The organism is Planktosalinus lacus (genome assembly GCF_014640155.1).
In the GTDB taxonomy this organism is placed as follows: Bacteria; Bacteroidota; Bacteroidia; order Flavobacteriales; family Flavobacteriaceae; genus Planktosalinus; species Planktosalinus lacus.
Genome location: NZ_BMGK01000014.1, coordinates 19,468 through 44,409 on the forward strand (window position 1 = coordinate 19,468; position 24,942 = coordinate 44,409).

The 24,942-nt window shown below is 36.5% G+C and carries 23 protein-coding genes and 1 tRNA gene; 18 read left to right on the top strand and 6 right to left on the bottom strand.

Annotation, left to right across the window (positions count from 1 at the left end):
- The 8 genes from IEV69_RS13280 to IEV69_RS13315 are packed head-to-tail and all read left to right on the top strand — an operon-like array spanning position 1 to position 11,935.
- Complete coding sequence (locus IEV69_RS13280) at positions 1-1,161, top strand: FIST signal transduction protein (protein ID WP_188443247.1); 1,161 nt, start codon at positions 1-3, stop codon at positions 1,159-1,161.
- On the top strand, positions 1,158-2,249 hold the full coding sequence (locus IEV69_RS13285) for a sensor histidine kinase (RefSeq protein WP_188443249.1): 1,092 nt from the start codon (positions 1,158-1,160) through the stop codon (positions 2,247-2,249). Before IEV69_RS13280 ends, IEV69_RS13285 begins: the two co-directional genes overlap by 4 nt.
- A complete protein-coding gene (locus IEV69_RS13290; RefSeq protein ID WP_188443251.1) occupies positions 2,246-8,104 on the top strand; it encodes an ATP-binding protein in 5,859 nt (1,952 codons plus the stop codon). Before IEV69_RS13285 ends, IEV69_RS13290 begins: the two co-directional genes overlap by 4 nt.
- Before the next feature lie 11 nt (positions 8,105-8,115).
- Positions 8,116-9,408 (top strand): ATP-binding protein, encoded by a 1,293-nt coding sequence (locus tag IEV69_RS13295; protein ID WP_188443253.1) that lies wholly within the window; start codon positions 8,116-8,118, stop codon positions 9,406-9,408.
- 21 nt (positions 9,409-9,429) lie between these two features.
- Entirely contained in the window at positions 9,430-9,807 is a 378-nt protein-coding gene (locus tag IEV69_RS13300) for a response regulator (protein ID WP_188443255.1), read from the top strand.
- On the top strand, positions 9,804-10,844 hold the full coding sequence (locus tag IEV69_RS13305) for an adenylate/guanylate cyclase domain-containing response regulator (RefSeq protein WP_188443257.1): 1,041 nt from the start codon (positions 9,804-9,806) through the stop codon (positions 10,842-10,844). The genes IEV69_RS13300 and IEV69_RS13305 overlap by 4 nt, the downstream gene beginning before the upstream one ends.
- 29 nt (positions 10,845-10,873) lie before the next feature.
- Positions 10,874-11,446 (top strand): Pycsar system effector family protein, encoded by a 573-nt coding sequence (locus IEV69_RS13310; protein WP_188443260.1) that lies wholly within the window; start codon positions 10,874-10,876, stop codon positions 11,444-11,446.
- A 45-nt stretch (positions 11,447-11,491) separates the two neighbouring features.
- Positions 11,492-11,935 carry a nuclear transport factor 2 family protein gene (locus tag IEV69_RS13315; RefSeq protein WP_188443262.1) on the top strand — a complete coding sequence of 148 codons (444 nt, stop codon included), beginning with the start codon at positions 11,492-11,494 and terminating at the stop codon, positions 11,933-11,935.
- A 50-nt stretch (positions 11,936-11,985) separates the two neighbouring features.
- Here the strand turns inward: IEV69_RS13315 and IEV69_RS13320 are convergent, their stop codons facing one another.
- Positions 11,986-13,494: a hypothetical protein gene (locus IEV69_RS13320; RefSeq protein WP_188443263.1), complete on the bottom strand. Its 1,509-nt coding sequence runs from the start codon at positions 13,492-13,494 to the stop codon at positions 11,986-11,988.
- 461 nt (positions 13,495-13,955) lie between these two features.
- Here IEV69_RS13320 and IEV69_RS13325 point away from each other — a divergent pair, with 461 nt between their 5' ends.
- From IEV69_RS13325 to IEV69_RS13340, 4 genes are all read left to right on the top strand, one after another.
- A complete protein-coding gene (locus tag IEV69_RS13325) occupies positions 13,956-14,516 on the top strand; it encodes a helix-turn-helix domain-containing protein (protein WP_188443265.1) in 561 nt (186 codons plus the stop codon).
- A gap of 396 nt (positions 14,517-14,912) precedes the next feature.
- Positions 14,913-15,206, top strand: a complete 294-nt coding sequence (locus tag IEV69_RS13330; RefSeq protein ID WP_188443267.1) for a hypothetical protein — start codon at positions 14,913-14,915, stop codon at positions 15,204-15,206.
- A gap of 94 nt (positions 15,207-15,300) precedes the next feature.
- On the top strand, positions 15,301-15,666 hold the full coding sequence (locus IEV69_RS13335) for a hypothetical protein (RefSeq protein ID WP_188443268.1): 366 nt from the start codon (positions 15,301-15,303) through the stop codon (positions 15,664-15,666).
- A gap of 29 nt (positions 15,667-15,695) precedes the next feature.
- Positions 15,696-16,121, top strand: coding sequence for a hypothetical protein (locus tag IEV69_RS13340; protein ID WP_188443269.1), 426 nt, complete (start codon positions 15,696-15,698; stop codon positions 16,119-16,121).
- Between the two features lie 19 nt (positions 16,122-16,140).
- On the opposite strand, the gene murA is transcribed toward IEV69_RS13340, so the two are convergent.
- The 3 genes from murA to IEV69_RS13355 all read right to left on the bottom strand — a co-directional run bounded on the left by murA (position 16,141) and on the right by IEV69_RS13355 (position 18,477).
- A complete protein-coding gene (gene murA / locus IEV69_RS13345; protein WP_188443270.1) occupies positions 16,141-17,451 on the bottom strand; it encodes a UDP-N-acetylglucosamine 1-carboxyvinyltransferase in 1,311 nt (436 codons plus the stop codon).
- Between the two features lie 11 nt (positions 17,452-17,462).
- Positions 17,463-18,104 carry a DUF4290 domain-containing protein gene (locus IEV69_RS13350; RefSeq protein ID WP_188443271.1) on the bottom strand — a complete coding sequence of 214 codons (642 nt, stop codon included), beginning with the start codon at positions 18,102-18,104 and terminating at the stop codon, positions 17,463-17,465.
- An 82-nt stretch (positions 18,105-18,186) separates the two neighbouring features.
- Positions 18,187-18,477 carry a DUF493 family protein gene (locus IEV69_RS13355; protein ID WP_188443272.1) on the bottom strand — a complete coding sequence of 97 codons (291 nt, stop codon included), beginning with the start codon at positions 18,475-18,477 and terminating at the stop codon, positions 18,187-18,189.
- A 93-nt stretch (positions 18,478-18,570) separates the two neighbouring features.
- Here IEV69_RS13355 and IEV69_RS13360 point away from each other — a divergent pair, with 93 nt between their 5' ends.
- From IEV69_RS13360 to IEV69_RS13380, 5 genes are all read left to right on the top strand, one after another.
- Positions 18,571-19,116 carry an AAA family ATPase gene (locus tag IEV69_RS13360; protein WP_188443273.1) on the top strand — a complete coding sequence of 182 codons (546 nt, stop codon included), beginning with the start codon at positions 18,571-18,573 and terminating at the stop codon, positions 19,114-19,116.
- A 107-nt stretch (positions 19,117-19,223) separates the two neighbouring features.
- Positions 19,224-21,119, top strand: coding sequence for a RecQ family ATP-dependent DNA helicase (locus IEV69_RS13365; RefSeq protein WP_188443274.1), 1,896 nt, complete (start codon positions 19,224-19,226; stop codon positions 21,117-21,119).
- Positions 21,119-22,066: a methionyl-tRNA formyltransferase gene (fmt, locus tag IEV69_RS13370; protein ID WP_188443276.1), complete on the top strand. Its 948-nt coding sequence runs from the start codon at positions 21,119-21,121 to the stop codon at positions 22,064-22,066. The genes IEV69_RS13365 and fmt overlap by 1 nt, the downstream gene beginning before the upstream one ends.
- Positions 22,067-22,252: 186 nt before the next feature.
- The gene (locus IEV69_RS13375; RefSeq protein ID WP_188443279.1) at positions 22,253-22,525 is read left to right on the top strand and encodes an HU family DNA-binding protein; all 273 of its coding nucleotides are present in this window, start codon (positions 22,253-22,255) and stop codon (positions 22,523-22,525) included.
- Between the two features lie 140 nt (positions 22,526-22,665).
- On the top strand, positions 22,666-23,226 hold the full coding sequence (locus IEV69_RS13380; RefSeq protein WP_188443280.1) for a YqgE/AlgH family protein: 561 nt from the start codon (positions 22,666-22,668) through the stop codon (positions 23,224-23,226).
- Here the strand turns inward: IEV69_RS13380 and IEV69_RS13385 are convergent.
- Both IEV69_RS13385 and IEV69_RS13390 read right to left on the bottom strand, forming a co-directional pair.
- Positions 23,219-24,064, bottom strand: a complete 846-nt coding sequence (locus tag IEV69_RS13385) for an aminotransferase class IV (RefSeq protein WP_188443281.1) — start codon at positions 24,062-24,064, stop codon at positions 23,219-23,221. The two genes, IEV69_RS13380 and IEV69_RS13385, sit on opposite strands and share 8 nt — an antisense overlap.
- Before the next feature lie 54 nt (positions 24,065-24,118).
- Positions 24,119-24,505, bottom strand: a complete 387-nt coding sequence (locus tag IEV69_RS13390; protein WP_188443282.1) for an START-like domain-containing protein — start codon at positions 24,503-24,505, stop codon at positions 24,119-24,121.
- Between the two features lie 284 nt (positions 24,506-24,789).
- On the opposite strand from IEV69_RS13390, the gene IEV69_RS13395 reads away from it, so the two are divergent.
- Positions 24,790-24,863, top strand: a tRNA-Met gene (locus IEV69_RS13395).
- The last annotated feature ends 79 nt before the right edge of the window (positions 24,864-24,942 follow it).

Consider the following 24,942-nt stretch of genomic DNA (forward strand, 5'->3'; position numbering starts at 1 on the left):
ATGAAAGCAAAATCTATACACGGAAAATCTTTACAAGATATTAAACAATCATTGCAAAATAGCCTTTTAGATGGTTTTAAACCAACTTTAGCTATAGTATTTATTTCGGTAAAACAAGACAGAAAGGCCATTTGTGAATTTTTAAATGATAACCATATCAATGTTTTTGGAGCTACTTCCTGCGGCGAGTTTGTGGATGGCCATCAATCAGTGGGAGAAATTGCAATTTTACTTTTAGAATTATCAAAAGAGAATTATACCATTGTTTTTGAAGATATAAGAAATCGAAGTTTAGAAGAATCCGTTCCAAATTTGGCCAAATCTGCATTAAAACAATTTACAAATCCATCACTAATTGTTTGTAGTACAGGTGTTAATAAACAAGGTGAATTTTTTAAAGGTGAGGAAATGGTAACGCTTTTAAAACATAGTCTAGGAACAGAGAAATTATTTTTTGGAGGCATGGCCGGAGACGACTGGGTATTGAATAGTAGCTTTGTGTTTACAAATAACAAAGAAACAGATAATGGTGTTGTAGCTTTAGTTTTGAATGGAGAAAAAATCAATTTAACGGGAATGGCTATAACAGGCTGGAAACCATTAGGAATTACAAGAACAGTCACTAAAAGCATAAACAATTTACTGTATGAAATTGATGGAAAATCTGCAGTGGAATTGTACCTGAAATATCTTGGTAAAGAAGATAAAATCACCCAAAACAATTATAATATATTTGAAGAATTATCTTTTGAATACCCATTTATTGTTAAAAGAGACGAAAACGAAACCCTTCTAAAATCACCAATGAAAATTGATGATCAAGTAAAAGCATTGGTTATGGACTTACCAATGCCTGAGGGTACCAAATTTTGGTTTACCTATCCACCAGATTTTGATATTGTTGAAGAAGTTATTGAAAAGGCAACTCAATTAAAACAAGGTACTAATGAAGGAGCAGATGCCCTGTTGATTTTTTCATGTGCAGGAAGAGAGCCAATTCTAGGGCCAATGGTAACAAATGAAAACGAAGGTATTGCCAAAACATGGCAAACACCAATGGCAGGTTTTTTTACCTATGGTGAGTTTGGTCGCGCATTAAATGGCAAACAAAATTTTCATTCCGGTGCATGTTGTTGGGTAGCATTAAAAGAAAAAGAATGAATCAACACTTAAAACATATTTTAGAATTTATCGAAAGTGCTAACCACCTTTCTGAAGATGAAAAAGCAGCATTACTTAAATCAATAAAAAATGCTGAAAACGAATTGGCTATTGCCCTATTCAAACTGGAGCGCACCGAAAAAGTGAAACGCACCACTGCCATCCTTCTGGAAGAAACCATTGAAGAGCTCGAGCAAAAACGAAAATCCATTGAAGAAACCAATCAGGCCCTGAATAATTCACTTACAGAACTGAAAGCTACCCAAAACCAACTCATACAATCTGAAAAAATGGCGAGTTTAGGAGAACTCACCGCCGGTATCGCCCACGAAATTCAAAATCCGTTAAACTTCGTCAATAATTTCAGTGAAGTGAGCAAAGAACTTCTTGAGGAAATGTTGGAGGAACTAAAAAATGGTGATACCGAAGAAGTCAACGCCATTGCCAAAGATGTGATTGAGAATTTAGAAAAAATAAACCACCACGGCAAACGTGCCGACGGCATCGTAAAAGGAATGCTGCAACACAGCCGCAGCAGTAGTGGTGAAAAAGAATTAACTGACATTAATAAATTGACAGACGAATACCTGCGACTCGCTTACCACGGACTCAGAGCCAAAGACAAATCGTTCAACGCAACCTTAAACACCAGTTTTGATGAGTCACTGGAAAAAATAGAAGTTATTCCACAAGATATTGGGAGAGTCATTCTTAATTTGATCACCAATGCGTTTTATGCCTGTACTGAGCGGAGTCGAAGTGCTGTGAGCGAAAAAAAGTTACATCAACCCGAAAATTATGAACCCACAGTATCAGTATCAACCAAAAAATCAAACAATAACGTATTGATTACTGTTGAAGACAACGGCAACGGTATTCCTCAAGCCATCGTCGACAAAATATTTCAACCTTTTTTCACCACCAAACCCACGGGGCAAGGCACGGGATTGGGACTTTCATTAAGTTACGATATTATAAAAGCCCATGGTGGAATTATCAATGTTGAAACCAAGCAAAATGAGGGCTTGCCTGCAGGCAAGGCAGGTACAGAATTTATCATTTCATTACCAACAAACAAAGCCGTATGAAACTAACCAAAAAACAAGAAAAAGAAATTTGGCAAGTCTATGATGCTTGGTTAAACAGCTATCTTAATGGTGATGTTGAAACTTATAATTCATTTTTAGATGATGAATATCATTTTATTGGTTCTGCAACTAAAGAAGAATTTTTAAACCGAAAGGATACCACGGAATTTTTCGCAGAAACAGGAGATCAATTTGCCGGTAAAACTGAAATACGAAATGAATCAAAATTTATAGAACAATTTTGTGACCTTATTTTTATTACACATGTTCTTGATGGTTGGTTTCTTCATGAAAAGGAATGGAATTTTTATAGCAGATTCCGTTTTTCCAGTATTCTAAGAAAAAACAAAGACGGTTGGCGTTTTATCTATCAGCATTTCTCGATTCCAGACCCAAAAACAGCAGAAGGTGAAACCATAGGTTACGACAAGATAAATGAAGAAAACCAAGAGCTTAGAGAAGCTATACAACGTCGCACCATTGAACTCGAACAAAAAAATCGAGAGTTAAAAATAGAAGGTGCCTTAGAACGGATACGAGCACAAGCCGTCGCCATGAAAACATCCTCAGACCTACTCGATATCGTTGTTACCATGCGCAATGAGTTTATTAAACTCGGTCATGAGGCGCATTATTTCTGGCACATGATGTGGCTACCTGAAACTTATGAAAAAGCAATGACCTCCGGTGATGGCAGTAAAATTGGTTTTGTCATGAAACTACCGCGACATATTCATGGTGACATCCCTTTGTTAGCCAATTGGGAAAAAAGCAAAACACCAACGGTGGTGTATCCAATGAATACAGAGGAAGCCATTGCTTATGTGGATAAAATGGTTGCTTTGGGTGATTTTCAAAATATAGATCCTCAAGCACCATCACACGATGATATTAGACATATTGGTGGTCTCACCTTTATTATGGCGCGAACCACACATGGAGAAATAGGCTATAGTTTACAAGGTATTATAGAAAATCCTCATAAGGAAGACATCGATATATTAGTCAAGTTTGCTGGGGCATTCGATCTGGCACATCGTCGTTTTCTAGATCTTCAAAAAGCCGAAAAACAAGCCAGAGAAACCCAAATAGAATTAGCACTTGAAAAAATACGTAGCAGAAGCATGGCTATGCATAAAAGTGATGAACTCAAAGAGGTCATTCAAGTCGTTTATGACCAATTCGTGCAATTGCAGGTCACTATTGACCATGCCGGTTTTATATTAGATTATAAAGAAAATGAGGACATGCAAATTTGGTTAGCTGACCATAATGCTGTATTTCCAAAGATTGTATTGCCCTATTTTGATTGTGCGCATTGGAATAACTTTATTGAAGCCAAGAAAACAGGAGGAAATTTCTTTACCAATCAATTAGACTTTGAAGAAAAAAATAAATTTTATAAAGACCTGTTTCAGTTTATCCCGGATTTACCTGAAGAAACCAAAACCACCTATTTTGGTTTTGAAGGCTTGGCCATCTCAACGGTACTTTTAGATACTGTCGGATTATATATAGAAAACTATAACGGCAATCCATTTTCTGACGAGGAGAATGCTATTTTAATGCGCTTCGGAAAAGTATTTCAGCAAGCCTTTACCCGCTTCCTCGATCTTCAAAAAGCAGAAGCGCAAGCAAGGGAAGCAAAGATTGAAGCAGCTTTGGAGCGCACGCGAACCCAAAGCATGCTGATGCAGCATGCAGATGAAATAAAATCCATTTCAAATGTTTTTCACGAGCAATTGCTTTCCTTAGACATCCCCACTGAATTCTCTTATGTATGGCTGCCGGATGAATCAACAAATTCTCATCAGTTTTGGGCCAGTTGGTCTGAAAATAAAAAAGGCAAAACCACACTAAAAAACAAACAAGTCACTTATCCATTAGATAAGTCGGAACCTTACACGGCCGCTTGCTTTGCGGCCTGGGCCAATCCGGATGTGATTCCGGAAGTATTTATCCCCCCTTCAGATATTGTCGGGTTTTTTGATGTTTGGCAGGAGCTTTTGCAAGGCGCTCAAAAACTCAAAGCTAAATTCTTCCCGCAAGGCATTTATTATTCAGAAGCCTACATGCGTTACGGCTGTTTTGGGATCAACATTCGGCGCACACTCTCTGATGAAGAGAAGAATATTTTAAAGCGATTTTCGATTGAGTTTGAAAGAGCCTATACCCGCTTCCTCGATCTTAAAAAAGCCGAAGCACAAGCACGAGAAGCACAGATTGAAACGGCATTGGAGAAAATCAGAAGTAGAACCATGGCAATGCAAAAGGGCGAAGAATTACAAGAGGTTGCTGTCCTTTTGTACAAAGAGCTCATTGCTTTGGGGGTTACCAATTTTGTGACCTGCGGTTACGTTGAGGTAAATGAAGAGATTCAGAGACAACATACCTGGGTGACCTCTCCCGGTGGAGATACCTTGGGTTTGTTTCATCTTCCATTAACAGGAGACGAAACGTTTGACGAACGTTATGCCGCTTGGAAAAACCAACAAACAGTCTTTCACCAATCGGTAGCCGGTCAGATACGAAGCAACCATCTTGAATATGCCATAACCACTTTTAATTCCAAAGAGGCGGAAGAAATGGTTCGAAGCCAGTTTCCTGACCCGACCGTTTTTTATTGCTTTAATTTTTCACATGGATACCTGCATTTGGTAACAGGCTCACTATTAAAGAAAGAAGAAGAGTTATTACTGGCCAGATTTACCAAAATATTCGAGCAAACCTATACCCGCTTCCTCGATCTTCAAAAAGCAGAAGCACAAGCCAAAGAAGCACAAATAGAAGCGGCATTAGAGCGCGTAAGATCCCAATCTATGGGGATGCAATCGAGTACCGATTTTAGTGCTGTTACTACTGAGATGTTCAACCAATTAAGACGTTTTGATGGCGATTTATTTGCTACTGGAATTGTTTTTTGCGATAAACATGAAGGACATGTAGAACAATGGCATAGTATTCCGGGTGCTGGTATGATGACGCCTTTTATAGTCCCTGTTGACCTGGATTATATTCATCAATACCGTTATGATGAATGGAAAAAAGGAACAGAGCTGTTTTCTGTAGAAATTCCGGAGCATTTTATAAAGGAACATTTTGATGCTATTTTCAACTTACCATCAGCACAAAAAGTCTTAAAAGATTTGGAATCGAACAACACACCAATGCCCGAAGCGCCAGCCTGGGAAATTGATTATGGTGCGTCTTTCAAAAATGGGTATATATTGGTATCTGCCTTGCAACCCTTTGAATCGCTTGAAATCCTACCGCGATTTGCAAAAGTATTTGAACAAGCCTATACACGCTTTTTAGATCTTAAGAATGCAGAAGCGCAAACAAGAGAGGCACAAATAAATCTTGCCGTCGAGCGCGTACGAGCCAAAGCCTTGGCCATGCACAAGTCTGAAGAAATTTTGGAAGTGGTTGCCAAACTTAAGGACGAAGTGATGGGTTTAGACATTCCAGATGTGGTAGCATCTACCATTTTCCTAAATGAAGAAGATGATAAGGTGAGAATGTGGGACCTGTCTTCCTTAGAACTAGACGACAATTATTCTGAAGTACCATTTGATATCACTTTTAAACTCAAAAAATCAGATCCACATTTATATGTAAAACGTGTTTGGGAAAATCCTGAAAATTATTTCGTTGAGTTACAAGATGAAAAAGACTTTAAAAGACTCATGGTATGGTTACGTGAGCAACATAAAAATGAGATTGCAGATGAAGTTGAAGATCATATTGAAAAAGCACAATTAAAACGTTTACACCATGCTGTAAAAAAACTAAATAATGGCAAATTGGTCATCGACTTATTAAACCCACCTTCAGATGAAATGGAAACCATTCTCACAAAAATGGGAGCTGCCTTCGATTTGGCTTATAAACGCTTTGAAGATCTTAAAAAAGCCGAAGCACAAGCACAGGAAGCAAAAATTGAAGCGGCACTTGAAAAAGTGAGATCAGTAGCACTCTCCCTTAAAAACTCTGATGATATGCTGGAAATTGCTCAAGTTCTATACGAGCAATTATTGGAACTGGGGTTTACCGATATTCGCAACGCCATTATCGATATTCATAACGACAATAATGAAACCTTTTTAGACTACGACTATTCCCACGATATGTCAAGCGCTGTTACAGAGTTTTCATTCTATGGCGATCCTGTTATTGAACAACAAATCAAAAAGGTGCAATCCAGTAATGACGCCTTTTTTGAAATTGAACTGAAAGGAAAAGAGCTGGAAGAACTCATTGAGACGCGACTAAGAAATGGCGAAAAAGATGATCCACGATTACACAAAACTGATCATCTTACCTATAACCTCTATTCCTTTGGAAACGGTGCCATTGGGATTTCCAACTTCGGAATTTTGAGTGATACTCAAAAAAAGGTTTTAAAACGCTTTCGAAATGTATTTACATTCGCCTATAAAAGATATACCGATCTGGCAAACGCCGAAGCACAAGCCATGGAAGCAAAAATTGAAGCTTCACTGGAAAGAGTTCGTTCCGTTGCGCTTGGTTTAAACAAATCTGATGATATGCTCGAGGTTGCCCAGGCGTTGTATGAACAGTTGTTGGCTTTAGGCTTTACTAATATCCGCAACTCAATTATTGATATAGATAATGGCGATGGTTTAACCTTTTCAGATTTTGATTATTCTCACGAAATGGGCGGCACGGTAACGCAAATGTCCTACAAAGATGACCCTACCTTAAAGGAACAGCTGGAAGATATTATTGCAACAACCGATGGTTTTTCTGAATTGGCCTTAGAAGGACAGCAACTACAAGACCTCATAGATATGCGACGAAATAATGGAGAAAAAGATGACCCCCGGTTACTCAAAACCGATAGTGTGTCTTATATCCTGTATGCTTTCGGTAAAGGTGCCATTGGAATTTCAAACTTCGGTGTGTTGCCCGAACATCAGAAATCAATCCTGAGTCGTTTTCGCAACGTGTTTACATTTGCCTATCAGCGGTATACCGATCTTGCCCAATCTGAAGCTCAAGCAGCTGCACTCCTTGCCGAAAAACAAAGATTAGAGGTAACACTTTCTGACCTTCAAGCTACCCAATCTCAGCTCATCCAATCCGAAAAAATGGCGTCACTGGGTGAACTTACGGCAGGCATTGCCCATGAAATTCAGAACCCACTTAACTTCGTTAATAATTTCTCTGAAGTAAGCAACGAGCTAATTGACGAAATAGACGAAGAATTGACCAAAGGCGATATGGAAGAAGTGAAAGCCCTATTAACAAACATAAAACAAAATCTCATAAAAATTAACCACCACGGCAAACGTGCAGATGGCATTGTAAAAGGTATGCTGCAACACAGTCGCAGCAGCAGTGCCACCAAAGAACCCACAGATATTAATGCGCTCTGTGACGAATACTTGCGATTGAGTTATCACGGACTAAGGGCCAAAGACAAATCGTTTAACGCCACTTTAAAAACAGATTTTGAAGACAAGCTGAAAAAAATAAATGTAATCCCGCAGGATTTAGGCAGGGTCGTACTTAACCTGTTAACCAATGCCTTTTATGTAGTGAACGAGAAAAAACAACAAAATCCATCCGGCTATGAACCCACAGTCACTTTAATCACAAAAACTGAAGGCAAAAACTTAGAAATAAAAGTCACCGATAATGGCAATGGTATGCCACAAGAAGTTGTGGACAAGATCTTTCAACCCTTTTTCACTACCAAACCCACAGGACAAGGTACTGGACTAGGATTAAGTATGAGTTATGACATCATAACCAAAGGTCATGGTGGCGAGTTGAAAGTTGATACCAAACAAGGACAAGGAACTATATTTAGCATACTTTTACCTATATAAACCTACCAAAAATGGATAAAAATAAAGAAAAAGATTTATTAGACACTTATAAACTTTGGGCAGACAGCTTTATGGAAGACGCACCTGTGGACCAGCTGGATGACATCGCATCGCCAGACATTATGGGCTATGGTACAACCACGGAAGAAAGCGTTTTTGGTATTGATCAGGTGAAAGAGCTATGTCTTCTAGGTCAAGAACAAAAAAAGCATTTAGAAGATTACAAGTATAGTTTAGACATTGTTAAAAAGCAGTATTTCAATGACGAAAAAGGTGCCGTAATAGTTGCAGAAATTGATTTGAGTTATACATTTAATAATGTAAAGGCAGAACTTCCATTAAGAATTTCTACTGTATTATTCTTTGAATCAGGAAAATGGAAAGTGGTTCATTGGCATGGTTCGGTTGGTGTAGAATCTGAAGGGGATACTTGGCACAAAGATGAATTGAAACGAGAAAATGAACGCTTACAAAAGAAAGTTGATGAACAAACCAACGAGTTAAGACAATCTTTGGAGAACCTAAAAGCGACCCAAGCCCAACTCATCCAATCAGAAAAAATGGCTTCGCTAGGAGAGCTCACAGCCGGTATTGCCCATGAGATTCAAAATCCCTTAAACTTCGTCAACAACTTTAGCGAAGTGAATAATGAATTGATTGATGAAATGAACCAAGAACTAGATAAAGGCGATACCGAAGAAGCCAAGGCCATTTCAGCAGACATCAAACAAAACCTCGAAAAAATATACCACCACGGCAAACGTGCCGATAGCATTGTAAAAGGCATGCTACAACATAGTCGTAGCAGCAGTGCCACCAAAGAGCCCACAGATATTAATGCGCTCTGTGATGAATACTTGCGCTTGAGTTATCACGGACTAAGGGCTAAAGACAAATCGTTTAACGCCACTTTAAAAACAGATTTTGAAGACAAGCTGAAAAAAATAAATGTAATCCCGCAGGATTTAGGCAGGGTCGTTCTTAACCTGTTAACCAATGCCTTTTATGCAGTGAACGAGAAAAAACAACAAAACCCAACCGATTACGAACCAAGCGTTTCAATAAGCACCAAAACTGTTGGCAAATATTTAAAGATTACAGTTAAAGATAACGGCAACGGAATGCCACAACCTGTTGTGGATAAAATCTTCCAACCATTTTTCACCACCAAGCCCACCGGCAAGGGCACCGGACTGGGATTGAGTATGAGTTATGACATCATAACCAAAGGCCATGGTGGCGAGTTAAAAGTTGAAACAGAACAAAATGAGGGAACAGAATTTATTATTAGTCTCCCAATTTAAAAACCATAAAAAATCAGTGATATGAAAATATTAGTAGTAGATGATGAACACGATGTAAAAACCTTGTTTCAGCAACGGTTTAGAAAAGAAATAAAATCGGGCGAAATGGATTTTGACTTTGCCTTTTCAGGTGAGGAAGCCTTGCAATATTTAAATGCCAACGAGCGAAAAGCAGTGTTGATTCTGTCAGACATTAATATGCCGGGTATGAGCGGGCTGGAGTTGCTGGAAAAAATCAAAACCACCTATCACAAACCACCACCTGTGGTGATGATGATAACCGCCTATGGCGATGCAGATAATTTCAATACCGCCAAAAAATTGGGCGCCGACGATTTCTTGACCAAACCATTAGATTTTAGGCTTCTAAAAGAAAAACTTAAAAACACTACCTTATGACAAAGATACTTGTAGTTGACGACGAAACAGACCTGGAAACCTTGATTAAACAAAAATTCAGAAGGCAAATTCGGGAAAAGGAATATGAATTTTTCTTTGCCATCAATGGTGTAGATGCCTTGAGCAAACTCAAAGAAGAATTTGAGGTGGATATTGTCTTGAGTGATATCAATATGCCCGAAATGGACGGCCTTACCCTTTTATCAGAACTAACAGAGTTAAAACCCTTGTTAAAGTCGGTGATTGTTTCTGCTTATGGCGATATGGACAATATAAGAACTGCGATGAACAGAGGTGCTTTTGACTTTATTACCAAACCCATCAATTTTGAGGACTTAAACATAACAATTGAAAAAACCATCAAGTACACCAATCAAATCAAAAAAACCCTACAAGCCATAAAAGAAAATAATATCCTCAAAATGTATGTGGACGAAAACGTACTCAACTTTATGGGAAGCCGTGATTATGAAACCACAATTATGGCCAATGAAACCATTGAAGGCACAGTGATGTTTATAGATGTATGTGGTTTTACCAAAATAAGTGAAACTGCCCCAGCCGATACCGTGGTAAAAATGATCAACAATTATTTTGACGTGATGGTTACAGAAATTATTGAACAGCAGGGATTTATCGATAAATTCATCGGTGATGCCGTGATGGCTGTTTTTAGAGGTGATTATCATTTAGACCGGGCCATTGATGCGGCTTTGGCTGTGCGCAATAAAATTAACAGTTTATCAAAACCCGAATCACTAAAAGACTTTAAACCCAAGGTGTCCATTGGTATTAAAAGTGGGGAAATGATTTCCGGAAATATTGGCTCTGCCAGTTTAAAACGGTTGGATTATACGGTTATTGGAGATACGGTTAATACCGCTGCCCGAATGCAGGATGCCGCACAACCCAACCAGATTGTTATTTGTGAAAAATGCTATCTAAAAATTAAAGAGGCTTTCCACTGCAAAGAAGTTGGATCGATAACTTTGAAAAACAAAGAGGTAGCGACAACAATTTACGAGGTTATTGATTAAACTTACTCATAAATTAAATGCTCGACCCTATGGAAAAGAAAATTAAACCACCCAAGAAAATTGAAGAAGTTCACATCAAAAACAAACACACAGATGATCTTGTAGATCATTACTGGGGAAGTATCAATTATGTGGCTTATTTAATTAAGGCTTCAGAATTAAAGGCCGGACTCATACTTTCTTTTTATGGAATTCTATTAAACTTTATTTACCAAAGCGTGAACTTGTTATTGAAACAATTCCCCAATGACATTTTTATTTACATCCTTTTAGGCCTTTGGTTTTTATGTATAGTGCTTTCTATTTATTACAGTGTACGATGTTTTATTCCCAGGTTTGAAGCACGGTTTGATAAAAACATTTTCTTTTTCAGGGATGTGATTTCAAAATTTGGAGATATAGATGAATACTCAAAAACCTTTTTTGAAATAAGCAAAGATGAAAATCGTTTATTTCACCAGCTGGGTCAGCAGATTTTTATTGTCTCAAAAATAGCAGATGTGAAATTTAGATATGTGCAAAAGTCACTGCGGTTTTTGGCAGCCGGGTTGATTGTGCTACTTATCGTTTTATTGTATTACTTTATTATTTCGATGCTCTAAAAAACCAATACCAATTAAATAATCATTTAATAAAAAACAATTTCAATGAACAAGTTTTTTCTTATACTCATAGTAAGCTTTCTTTTCTCATATCAATCTGTTGTAAGTCAGGATTCTGATAATCGGGAACAGTTAACTGAAATGCTCCACAACTTCATGGAAGGCGCTTCAAACAATGACAAAGAAACCCATGACAATTTCTGGGCAGAAGACCTCATCTACACCAGTTCAAATGGAACCCGTTTTGGCAAAGCCGAAATCATGGCCGGGTTTGAGAATGAAACTGAAGTTTCAAATACTCCACAAACCATCTATACCGCAGAAGAAATTCAAATCAATGTCTATGACGATATGGCCGTTGTAGCTTTTAAAATGAAAGGCACAACCGGCGAAGCTGTTCAATATTACTACAACAGCGGTACCTTTTTAAAACGCAATGACAACTGGCAGGTAGTAAACTGGCAGGCAACCAAAGTTCCAAACATATAAAAAAACCGCCTAAAAAAGGCGGTTTAAATTTAAACGTAAACAAGGTTTAGTTATAACTTTTCAAAACGTAAGGTGTCAACACTTCCGTCGCCACCACTTACATCTTTCAGTTCGATGGAGATATTGGTAAAGCCTTCAACATCCCAATCGTCATTAAACTCATCAAAAGGCACTTGTGAACCAAAATCAAGTACTACATCCAGTCCACTTCCGTCGCCACTGATGGTAACCGCCCAGGTTCCGGTAAGTGTTTGACTGCCATTGTCTGCGGTTACAGAGCCATTTGCCATGAAATCAACGGTATAGCCCGAATAAGGAGCTGTTTGGTTGTTACCATCATCCAGATAGTTTGCGACAAACCAGAAATCTGATACCATGATATCGATGAGTTCTTGAGGATTTGCACCTCCTGTACAATTTTCAGCCGGTGTTCTGCCAAATTTGAGAATATCAGTACTGCCATCTCCTCCACTTATGTCCAGTAAAGAAATCAAGTTTGTGTTAAACTCAACAACATCCCAGTCATCATTTAAGTCGTCAAAGGGATCGTCATCACCGGTAATCTGGAAATTAAGCACCAGATCAAGACCACTGCTGCTGTTCTGTACTTCCCAGCTACCATTCACAGTATTCCCTGAACTAGTGGCTGTAACGGTTTGGTCTGTGGCAAAATTGAATGTATAGTTAATATAATGACATGTTTCAAGGGTGCCGTCGTCATCCAGAAGATTTACAAACCAGTCTCCAGTTGTTAAATCTTCAACAAAGGAGTTTGATCCACCACCACCACCGGTAGTGGGTGTCCTTCCAAAGGTTAAAAATTCAACACTTCCGTCACCGCCACTCACATCTTTTAAACGGATGATTTGCGGTGTTACTTCAATGATATCCCAATCGTCATCCAATTCATCAAACGGGCTGTTTGAGCCAAAAAATAAAACAAAATCAGGGGTGGAACTACTTGTTAATTCCCAGGTTCCGTTTACTTGAGTTGAACCATTATCTGCAAGTGCTGTTTGATCTGCTTGAAAACTGAATTGGTAACCGTTAAACAAAAAGGTTTCATCCTCATCATCAAAGAAATAATTGACATACCAGACTCCATCTGTTAAAATATCAGCAAAATCTGTAGGTACTTGACCCCCTGAAGCATCACAGGCTAAAATAATATCCTGCAGTTCCTGCAAATTATTTATTTCCACGGTACTACCGTTTTCAAGGGTTACCGAAATAGGAAAGGCAATTGAAAAGGTTGTACCTGCTTCTAAATTACCTATAAAGAGCAACAGTTCCAATTCACTGTTAATTGTTTGTGTTCCTGTTTGTTGACCTGTAGCATTAAAAATATTAATATTAATTGGATAATTGATACTCACACAGGTTATAGCCGTTGGCTCTGTGGGCGGTTCTGACATACGGGTAAGCAAGTTAGCCATCAATGAGGTCTTGTTGATAGTGCTTGTAGTATTGTCTGGTGGTGTAACATCATCTGTCGTACACGATATAAAAAGCAAAGCAACAAAAATTAAATAGACGGGAAATAGGGCAAATTTTTTCATAAATTAAAAATTTAGGTTATTTATACTTAAAACAAGTTAACCCTTTTATACCCTACTTTATTTTTAATAAAAATAAAATCATTAGAGTATTTCTTAAAAAAGAAATATTTTTTCAGTATATTTAATGTTACATTGAAATTAATAATGAAAAAAAGATTTTTATTTTAAATCAAAACCTTTAAATAATTATTTTAATTCTGTTCTCCCTTTGTTATTAAACGGGCAAGTTAATTATAACAATATTTGCTCCAGGTTTCATAGTCAAAAAATATCTCCTTGTACATCGACTATGGTATATAAAACATATATTAATTTATTTGAATTGTTATAAACTTAATAGTTTACTGTGAAGAAAACACCGAAAAAAAACAAAATCAATTTCTCTTAAACAGTTTACTTTTTTTCTTATAAAAAAAAGAAACCTTATATCATTAAGAGATTGCAAATTATTTGGGCACTTTATGAAATTATATATAAAATACATGGTAAGCCTTCGTTGTAAAATGTTGGTTAAACAAGAACTCGTAAAACTAGGCTTTAAATGTTTACACGTTGATTTAGGAACGGTTGAGATTAAAGAGGAAATATCTTTAGAAAAAAAAGAGCTATTAAAACGAGTATTGCTGCAATCAGGTTTAGAACTTTTAGAGGACTCCAAGCATATCTTAATTGAAAAAATAAAAAGTGTCATAATAGAAATGATTCATTATGAAGATAAAATCCCTAAGGTTAATTATTCCTCATATATTAGTAAAAAATTAAACTACGATTATTCTTACCTCTCCAATACATTCTCAGAAGTTAAAGGTATCACGATTCAACAATACATTATCTTTCACAAAATTGAAAAAGTAAAAGAATTGCTGCTATATGATCAACTTACCCTTACTGAAATATCCTTCAAGCTTCACTATAGCAGTGTAGCGCATTTATCAAACCAATTTAAAAAAGTTACAGGACTTTCTCCTTCTTATTATAAAGAATTGAAACTTAGAAGAAATAAAAATTTAGAGTATCTGTAGCTTTTATCTAATTCAACTTCAGCTCGATAAAATTATTATCTCATAGTTTTTAGTAATCGACGCGGTTCCATTTGGTTAATTTTTCTCATCAATTTCCTATTCAATTATAACTTGTGAAATTGGATATAATACATCCATATCCACCAGCGGGTTGGAGTAAACTATTTTCCAGTTTCTTTTGTACTCAATCAATTTTACCGGTTGATTTAATGCATACTGCAATAAAATCTATCTCAGCATAGCAATCAATAGATATCTCTCATTTTTGACAAAACAATTGTTAATTTAATGGAAAAAGTAGAGGATTTATACAACTTTTTAAAACATTTATGTAACGTAAATTATTTAACAATATAGCATCTTTACCTATATAAATTATAAATTAAAACACATAAGATGGAACAGAAACAAAATGAAAATCGCGATCGTGAGAATTCCGGTGATCAGTCAAGAGGTGACCAGTCAAGATCTCAATCTCAACAAGGGCAAAATCCCAGTGATCAAGAACGAAAAAAAGATACGGATCCTAACAATCCTACTGCTAAAAAAGACAATAAACAATTCAGTCAAGGCAGAGAAGGAAGAGAAGGAAAGGAAGAAAGAGAAGGAAATGAAGATAAAAAAAGCACTTTATCTCAATTAAACAACAAAGATGGAGATTCCAAGGATAAGAAACATCAAAGAGAATAAATAAAGTAATTGTTGTTTATGCACCCCTGTTGTATTCAAATTGTGAAGGTTACAGAAAACAACAGGGGTTTTTAAAAAAATTAAATTAAGAGTTATGAAAAATGTACAGCCAACCATTATTTGCATCCTCATGTTGTGCTATGTAACTATGAGCGCACAGAGTTATATTGAACCAACTGATACAAATAAAGAAAAAACCACAAGCCATTTACTACCTTTAAATAACCCGATGCCCGACTGGGAAAAACATTGGACCAGAGAATCAGTCAAGGCTATAAATGAAATTATTGATCAATATGGCTATCCTGATGAAAATAGTGCCACCAGAATGTACTGGATTATTCCCGGCAAAATCAAGAGAACCATAACCTACACAGAAAATTTCTTATTTGATCTCCCTTTTGAAACCAACACTTGCAATAAAGACAGCGTAGCTTTAAGTATTAAAAATCATTTATAAAGCAAAATCTGACTTAAAACAACCTCAAAATGGAATATAAAATACAAATACAAATTTTAAATAGCTTGTTAGAGCTCAACAACGATCGCATTATTATATACACGATGGTAAGGAATGAAATAATTTATCATGACCTCAAAAAGACTCTTACATCTTGTATACAAAAAAGTTTACTATTCAAAGAGCAATTGAAGGACGAAAGAAACAGGTTGGTCTCACAAGCAAAAGTAAATTATAAAGCTAAACCAAACCAGGAATTTTTTAATATTTGGCTGGAAATCAATGAGTGCCTTTCTTTACAAAAACACAGAAGAATTAATTCCCTCTTTAATGCGAGTGAAAATATATTTGAATCTACCTATACCAATACGTTGAAAGAAGACAATTTGAAACATCTTTCTTTAAAACATAAAAATCTTATTTTAAAACAAAAAGAATTACTGAAAGCAAGTTAAAAGTCTTTCCGAAGTCCTATTAATCCAATCTACTGATTCTTGCACCAATGGCCTGCAGACGTTCTTCAATGTTTTCATACCCCCGGTCAATCTGCTCAATATTGTGAATCGTGCTGGTCCCAGTAGCTGATAAAGCAGCAATCAGTAAGGAAATACCCGCTCTGATATCAGGTGACACCATTGTGGTAGCCTTTAGCATAGACTGAAAATCGTGGCCAATTACAGTCGCTCTGTGCGGATCGCAAAGTATTATTTTTGCTCCCATATCAATCAACTTATCTACAAAGAACAAACGGCTTTCAAACATTTTTTGATGAATAAGCACACTACCTCTAGCTTGAGTACAAACCACCAAAACGATACTTAATAAGTCAGGTGTAAAGCCGGGCCAGGGTGCATCAGCTATTGTTAAAATAGATCCGTCAATATAACTTTGTATTTCATAATGGTCTTGCTCAGGGATGTAAATATCATCACCGCGTTTTTCAAGCGTAATCCCAAGTTTTCTAAAAGTATCAGGTATGACTCCCAAGTTTTCCCAACTCACGTTTTTAATGGTAATTTCACTGCGCGTCATAGCAGCCAGACCAATCCAACTACCTATTTCTATCATATCTGGTAAAACAGTATGTTTACATCCTCCCAGTGACTCAACCCCTTCAATGGTTAGCAGGTTGGACCCAACACCGCTTATTTTTGCGCCCATTCTTTTGAGCATATTACACAGTTGTTGCAAATATGGTTCACAGGCTGCATTGTAAATGGTGGTGGTTCCTTTAGCCAAAACGGCAGCCATCACTATGTTTGCAGTTCCGGTTACAGACGCTTGGTCCAGTAACATATATGTACCCGTTAATCCCTCAGGAGATTCTACACCATAAAAACGCTCTTCTCTGTTATAACGAAATTTTGCACCCAGATTGATGAATCCTTCAAAATGAGTATCGAGTCTTCTACGACCAATTTTATCACCTCCTGGCCTGGGTATGTAACCTTTTCCAAAACGAGCCAGTAAAGGACCTACAATCATAATGGACCCTCTCAACGAACTTCCCTCCTGCTTAAACAATTCTGATTCAAGATAACTCATATCCAAATCATCTGCCTGAAATATATAATACCCTTTTCCTTTTTTTTGGATTTTAACTCCCAAATGTTCTAAAACGGAAATAAGCTTGTTGACATCAATGATGTCTGGAATATTTTTGATTTCTACTTTTTCTGGAGTTAGTAAAACAGCACAAAGGATTTGAAGTGCCTCGTTTTTGGCACCTTGCGGTTGAATTGCACCCTTGAGTTTATGACCGCCCTCAATCTTGAAAATACCCATAAAATAAAATCTTAGTAGCGTTTACGAGACCTGTTGCTTTTGAAGTTTTTCTTACCAGACCCTCCATTGGAATGCTTCTTTTTACTTTTCATCAAATCTGAAGCATTGGAAAGATCTTCATCACTCTCTTTCAGGTTAATTTTCCCTCCTGAAAGTTCAAATAAATGACCAAAAATCACATCATCCTCAACGGTGTCCTTGTTCCAGTTGAGATACGATTTTTTCATGTGGTTTGCAATGGTGAGTATCAGGGCTTCCTTTTTTTCACTGTCTTCCCAATCGTTGGCTACATCTATCATTCGTTTGATATTGTTTCCATAAAAACGGTACTTAGGATAGTTTTGTGGATATCCCAATGGATCAGGGCGTTGCATTAAAACCTCTTTTTCCGGAATGGGAAAAGGAGATTCCACATCAAGTTTAAAATCTGAAATGATAAAAAGCTGATCCCAAAGCATATGTTGAAAATCGGGCACATCACGTAAATGTGGATTTAAATTTCCCATCACGGCAATAATGCTTTTGGCTACTTTATTGCGTTCTACATTGTCTTCAATGGTAATGGTGTGCTCTACCATTTTTTGAATGTGTCGCCCGTATTCGGGAATGATTAACTTAGGTCTTTCGGTATTGTATTCTAATTGATCTAACAAAATTGTATAAATTTAATTTGAAGTTTACTTCTTTTTCATTGCTTTGCGCAAAGTACTGAAAAAAAGTTTGTTTATAGTTAAGCTAAAGCGAAATTATTCCCTCAATGTAGGAAACTTCGAGGTATTTTTCAATGACTGCATCAGGGTTTTTCATTCTTACATGAATAGAAACACTAACAAAATTTCCTTTTGAAGATTCTTTCAATTGAATATTGGCTTCATGTGATTTAAACGCTTCTTTGATTTGAAAAACTTTTTCTTCGTCTGAAGGCACAATGAATTTATAAAGATAATTGGACGGCCATAAGGTGTCATTACTCAACTTTTCTTTCAGTTTTTTATAAAACTCTACCGTTTTTTGATCTGAATTCATAAAGGAAACTTTCTTGCTTTTGTTTATCTTGCAAAGATACCATTTCAAATTCAATTTCTTTTTCCGTATTTTGTATTTTTAAACACCGCTACATTGAAACCAAAACGCATTGTCATTACGGGAGGTCCAGGTACAGGTAAATCTTCTGTAATTAAAGCCCTGGAATTACACGGTTATCCCTGTTTACACGAAGTTTCCAGAGAGGTAATTTTGCAAGCCAGAAAAGAAGGATATGAACAATTATTTCTCGAAAAACCTTTACTTTTCAGTGAACTTTTACTCGAGGGCAGAATCAATCAATTTCACGAAGTTCTCGAATTTAATAGCAAAATTGTTTTTTATGACCGCGGTTTGCACGATGTAGTAGCTTATTTGCATTATGCAGATGAAAAATATCCTGAAGAAATGCAAGTGATTTGCAAAAGTTATACCTATGATATGGTTTTTGTTTTACCACCCTGGAAAGTTATTTACAAACCCGATAATGAGCGCTATGAAAGTTTTGACGAAGCCAAGAAAATTCATTATTACCTTGAAAATGCCTATAAAAGTTATAACTACTCCCCTGTTGTTGTTCCAAAGTGTTCGGTTGAAGAACGTGTGGCCTTTATTTTGGATCAGGTAAGCCATTTGCAATAAAACGTGTTGCAAACTTGCTCAAAAGCCTTAATCAAAAAATTTATTACATAATATAATATTAAATTCTATATTCATTAAATGATTAACACCTTCTTTAGTTTTAAAGTGTGACAAATCCTTTAGAAATATTACAACAGTATTGGGGGCACCACAGCTTCAGACCCCTACAAGAGGAAATTATTTTAAGTGTCCTTTCAAAAAAAGATACTGTTGCCCTGTTACCCACAGGTGGCGGAAAATCGATTTGCTTTCAAGTTCCGGCACTTATCAATGAAGGCCTTTGCATTGTGGTCTCTCCTTTGATTGCCCTGATGAACGACCAGGTAAATGCACTCACCAAAATGGGAATTAAAAGTATGGCGCTTACCGGCGGTATTTCATATGCAGACCTTGATAGAATGCTTGACAATTGCATTTATGGAAATTATAAATTCTTATACCTTTCGCCAGAACGATTACAACAGGAATTGGTTCAACAACGCATTGAAAAAATGCAGGTCAACCTCATTGCCATTGATGAAGCCCATTGTATTTCTCAATGGGGAAACGATTTTAGGCCGGCCTATAAAAACGTAAACCTGCTTAGAAACCTAAAACCCGGTGTTCCATTCATCGCATTAACTGCCACCGCGACTCCTGATGTGCTTTCAGACACTATAAACGAATTAGAACTCGTAGAACCCTCCATTTATCAAAATTCCTTTTTTAGGGAAAATCTCTCTTATCAGGTTTGGAAAGAAGAAGATAAATTTTATCGCATAAGGCAGCTGTTGGAAAAACAACAAGCAGCCATCATTTACACCCGAAACCGAAAAAGCACTGAAGAAATTTCAAAGCAACTGAATCTAGAAGGAATCAAAAGCACTTTTTTTCACGGTGGATTAAACACATCTGAAAAAAACAAACGCCTTAACAATTGGCTTGATGAAACCATCCCCGTTATGGTGGCTACAAGCGCATTTGGAATGGGTATTGACAAAACAAACTTGCATATCGTTATTCATATAGATTTACCTGAAAGTCTGGAAAGCTTTTTTCAGGAAGCAGGGCGTGTTGGCAGAGACGGTGCCTATTCAAAAGCTATATTACTATACAATGAAGCCGACAAATCTCAAGTCTATAGACAATTTATCAGTAATTTACCAACTATTGATTTTCTCAAGCTTATTTACAGAAAACTCTGCAATCACTTTTACACAGCATATGGTGAAGGTGCCTTTACAACCCATGCGTTCAATTTTGAAAAATTTTGTATCCAGTATCAATTACACACCGGCAAGGCATATAATGCCATACAAACCATGGACAGATTGGGGATTATAAAGCTTTCGCTGGAATTTGGACGTAAAACTGAAGTTCAATTTTTAGTTTCTTCAAAACAAACTGTATATTATTTGGATCAAAGCATGAAAACTGCTGTGATTGGTAAAACCATTTTGAGAATCTACACCGGAATTTTTGATAAACCTATAGCCATTGACCTTGAATTGATTTCAGACAAATGTGGCCAATCAACTGAAGAGGTGATTAAACAACTCAAACAATTTGAAAAAGACAAGGTGATTTCCTTAAATTTAGCAACTACTGATGCTTCTATTACCTTTATTGAACCCAGAGAAGACGACAGAACCATCAACAGGATTTCAAAAATGGTCGAAAAACAAAACCGACACAAAAAAGACCAGGTTGCAGCCGTTATCAATTTTATTGAAAACGATACTACTTGCAAAAGCATCCAGTTGCTTAGGTACTTTGGGGACCAGTCAGCTGTTCCTTGTGGTATTTGCAGTGTTTGTGCAAAGCAAAAAAGTATTCCTTCAGCTAAAGAAAAAAGACTTATTGCCAATGCCCTACTTACATTATTAGAAGAAAAAGTACTTTCGTCAAGAGAAATCTGTGAAAGCAGTAGTTTTTCAGAACCAAAAACACTGCTTGTCTTACAACAACTTGTAGAAGCTCAAAAAATCATGTTAACCCCAACAAATAAATACACTTTGAAATAATGTCTGACTTAAGAATCATTTTCTACGGAACCCCCCATTTTGCAGTTACAACTTTGAAGTCCCTTATTGATAATCATAAAAATGTAGTAGCCGTTGTAACTGCTCCTGATAAACCTGCGGGAAGAGGCCGTTCTTTAAAACAATCGGCCGTAAAGGAATATGCGCTTGCTCAAGGTTTAAAGATCTTGCAACCCACAAACCTTAAAAGTGAAGAATTCCAGTCAAATCTAAAAGACTTGCAACCCGATTTACAAATTGTAGTTGCTTTTAGAATGTTACCCGAATCGGTGTGGCGTTTACCTAAAAAAGGAACCTTTAACCTGCACGCATCCTTACTGCCTCAATACCGAGGAGCAGCCCCCATTAACTGGGCCATCATTAACGGCGAAACTAAAACAGGTGTAACTACTTTTTTTATTGATGATAAAATTGATACCGGAGAAATCATACTTCAAAGAGAAGTGATCATCAACCCACAACATAATGCAGGTGAATTGCATGACCTACTAATGAATTCAGGAAGTCAATTGGTGCTTGACACAGTTGAGCTTATTGAAAAGAATGGAGTGAAGCCATTTACACAAGCAACAAAAGAGCCACTCAAAACAGCCTATAAATTACATCACGACAACACAAAAATTGACTGGAATAAACCTGTTGACCAAATTCACAATCTAGTGAGGGGACTGAGTCCTTATCCGGTTGCATGGTGCTATTTGGAAAATGGCGGAGAGGAAATGAAGGTGAAAATCTTTAAAACCACAAAGGAAAAAATAAAGCACCAAGACCCCCCCGGAATGATATTTTCTACAAAAAAAGAACTCAAAGTAGCCGCTAAAGATGGTTATATTGGTATCAAAGAAATTCAATTGCCAGGCAAAAAAAATATGCACACAAAGGATCTTTTAAATGGATTTAATTTCGAGGCAAATTCAAAAATGCGCTAAAGGCTTATCCCCGTTGATGTATCTAAAAAGCAATAAAAAAATAGGCAGTTTATTAACAATGTGGGTAAGTTATTAACAATAACTCCGATTTACCGCGTTATTACTTGCGTGAACCGATAAACCGATTAAATTTGTAAAGCGAAATAATTTACGTTTAACCAACAATTTAATTTAAAAATCAAATTTATGAACAAATCAGATTTAATCGATGGAATGGCAGCTGACGCCGGAATTACAAAAGCAGCTGCAAAAAAAGCTTTAGAATCTTTTTTAGGAAATGTTGAAAAATCTCTTAAAAAAGGAAATAGAGTGTCATTAGTAGGCTTTGGATCTTGGTCAGTTTCTAAAAGAGCGGCTAGAGAAGGAAGAAATCCTCAAACAGGAAAAACTATTAAAATTGCTGCTAAAAAAGTAGTGAAGTTTAAAGCAGGTGCTGATCTACAAAAATCAGTGAACTAGTTTAACCTAACGGTACATTATTAAACCCTGTTCAAAATTGAACAGGGTTTTTTTTATATTCTAAACTTTCTAGTTTCTGCATTTAAATTTCGGTTTTAAGAAAAAAAGAATTAGATTTAATCTAAGTTTTACACTACTATATGACTTCTTTAAAACCAACAAAAGGACGCTTACTTGTTGCAGAACCCACTATAATTGGTGATGTCTCTTTCAACAGGTCAGTAGTGCTGTTGGCTGAAGAAAATGAGAGTGGCTTTATTGGTTTCATTTTGAACAAACCACTTGATTATACCATAAACGACTTAATTCCTACTATTAATTCAACCATTGTTGTATACAATGGTGGACCTGTAGAACAGGACAATATGTATTTTATTCATAAAATACCTGATTTGATCCCCCATAGCATTGAAATTTCTAATGGAATTTATTGGGGCGGTGACTTTGAAACCGTTACTATGCTTCTTGAAAAGAACCAAGTGACCGAGAAAGATATTCGTTTCTTTTTGGGCTATTCCGGCTGGGACACAAACCAGTTGGAACAGGAACTCTCCCTAAACAGCTGGATTGTAGTGAATAACACTTATGAAAATGGGATTTTTTCGATTGAAAATGCCTCTTTTTGGAAAGAAAAAATGAAAGAATTTGGTGGAGATTATCTAATTTGGTCCAATGCTCCTGAAAACCCCAACTTTAACTAAGCCTTATTTTTACATTTAATTTTGTAAGCAAATCTGATGCTACATCAGATTTGAATATTTTTTTTCGATACTTTGATATTGGTTGTATTCCTGTTATAACGTTGGTTATAAAAATTTCATCAGCTTTTTGCAGTTCAAAAGGAGATATTATAGTTTCCTCAAAAGTATACTCCGGTAGTTGTTTTCCCATTTCGAGGAGTTGTTTTCTCAAGATTCCTCTTAAACATCCCTCTATTATAGATGGTGTTTTTATGGAGTTTCCAAAAACTAAAAATAGATTTCCGTTCAAAGCCTCAACAACCCGTTTGTGCTCGTTTAATAAAATACAGTTTTGATAGTTGTTTTCCATGGCAAAAATACCTCCTAATATATTAGCCTGCTTATTGGTTGTTTTAATCGTAGAAAGGATACCGGAGTTGATGTAATGATCCTTAAACAACTCTACTTCATAAAAATCGGTATGTTTGAGGTAAAAGGGTGTTTGCAATTCACTGACAGAAATTACAAAAGAGACTGAATTATTAATTGGACTATACAAGCCACCATCATTTCTAAATACGGTGAGTCGTGCCCTTGAGGCTTTAGAATTATCGTTTACAGCGATAACTGTATGGAGAATTTGATCTTCGAGATATTCCATAGTAAATTCCATCGGAATGTCCATTCTCATAATTCTCATTGAAGCCATCAGTCGCAGATAATGATCTTCCCAAAATAAAATTTTACCCGCTGTTATCCGCATCGTTTCAAAAACAGCATCACCAAATAAAAATCCACGATTTGAAGGAGTTAAAATAACCTCTGTTTCTTCTAAAATGTTTCCATTAAAATTCACCATAAAAAAACCTCGTTTAAAATAAACGAGGCAAAGATATAGCTATTTAAAATATTTTTAAGTAGACCCCAAAATGTGTTTTAATTCAGACACTGTATTGTCCCAAAGCATTTTGTTTTCATCGAGTTCATCTTCAGACGAAAAGTCAGTTACCATTAATGAGACGTCTTTGGTAATTTCATCAACCTGAATGCGCATTTCAAAAAAATAGTCGGTTCCTTCATCTGCCATCCATTTAAATTTAATGCGTTCTCCGCTTTTCTTGCCCATTAACTTGGCTGTTTCTTCAGATCCATTCCATATAAATGTAAAGAGTTCACCACGTGAATTTACATTGTCTGCATACCATTCTGAAAGACCAGATGGGGTTGATATATATTGATAAAGAAGTGATGGTGAGACCTGTATTGGGAACTCCATCTCAAATTTAGTTTTTGCTTCCATTTATTTCAAAGTTAGTTAATGCACAATATAGATATTAAATTGAAATTAGAAAAGATTTTAAAAATTATTTTCTTAAAATAAAGCTTTGCGCTACTGTAAATTGTTTTTATATTTGCGCTCTCAAAAATAATGTTTGAGACCCAGGTTTACGTGGGAAAAGATGGCGGGTAACTCAGTTGATTAGAGCGTCGGATTCATATCCGCCAAAGGCGGACGGAGGATCTGACAGAAATGGAATAGAATTGCTAAAGTGAAATAAGATTCCCGCTTGCTCGGGAATTCATGGCGAGGTAGCTCAGTTGGTTAGAGCGTCGGATTCATAACCCGGAGGTCGGGGGATCGTGCCCCCCTCTCGCTACAAAAAATCCCTAATGAAAATTGGGGATTTTTTTATTTTTACAGAATGAATGAGTTTGTCACATATGTACTGTATTCAA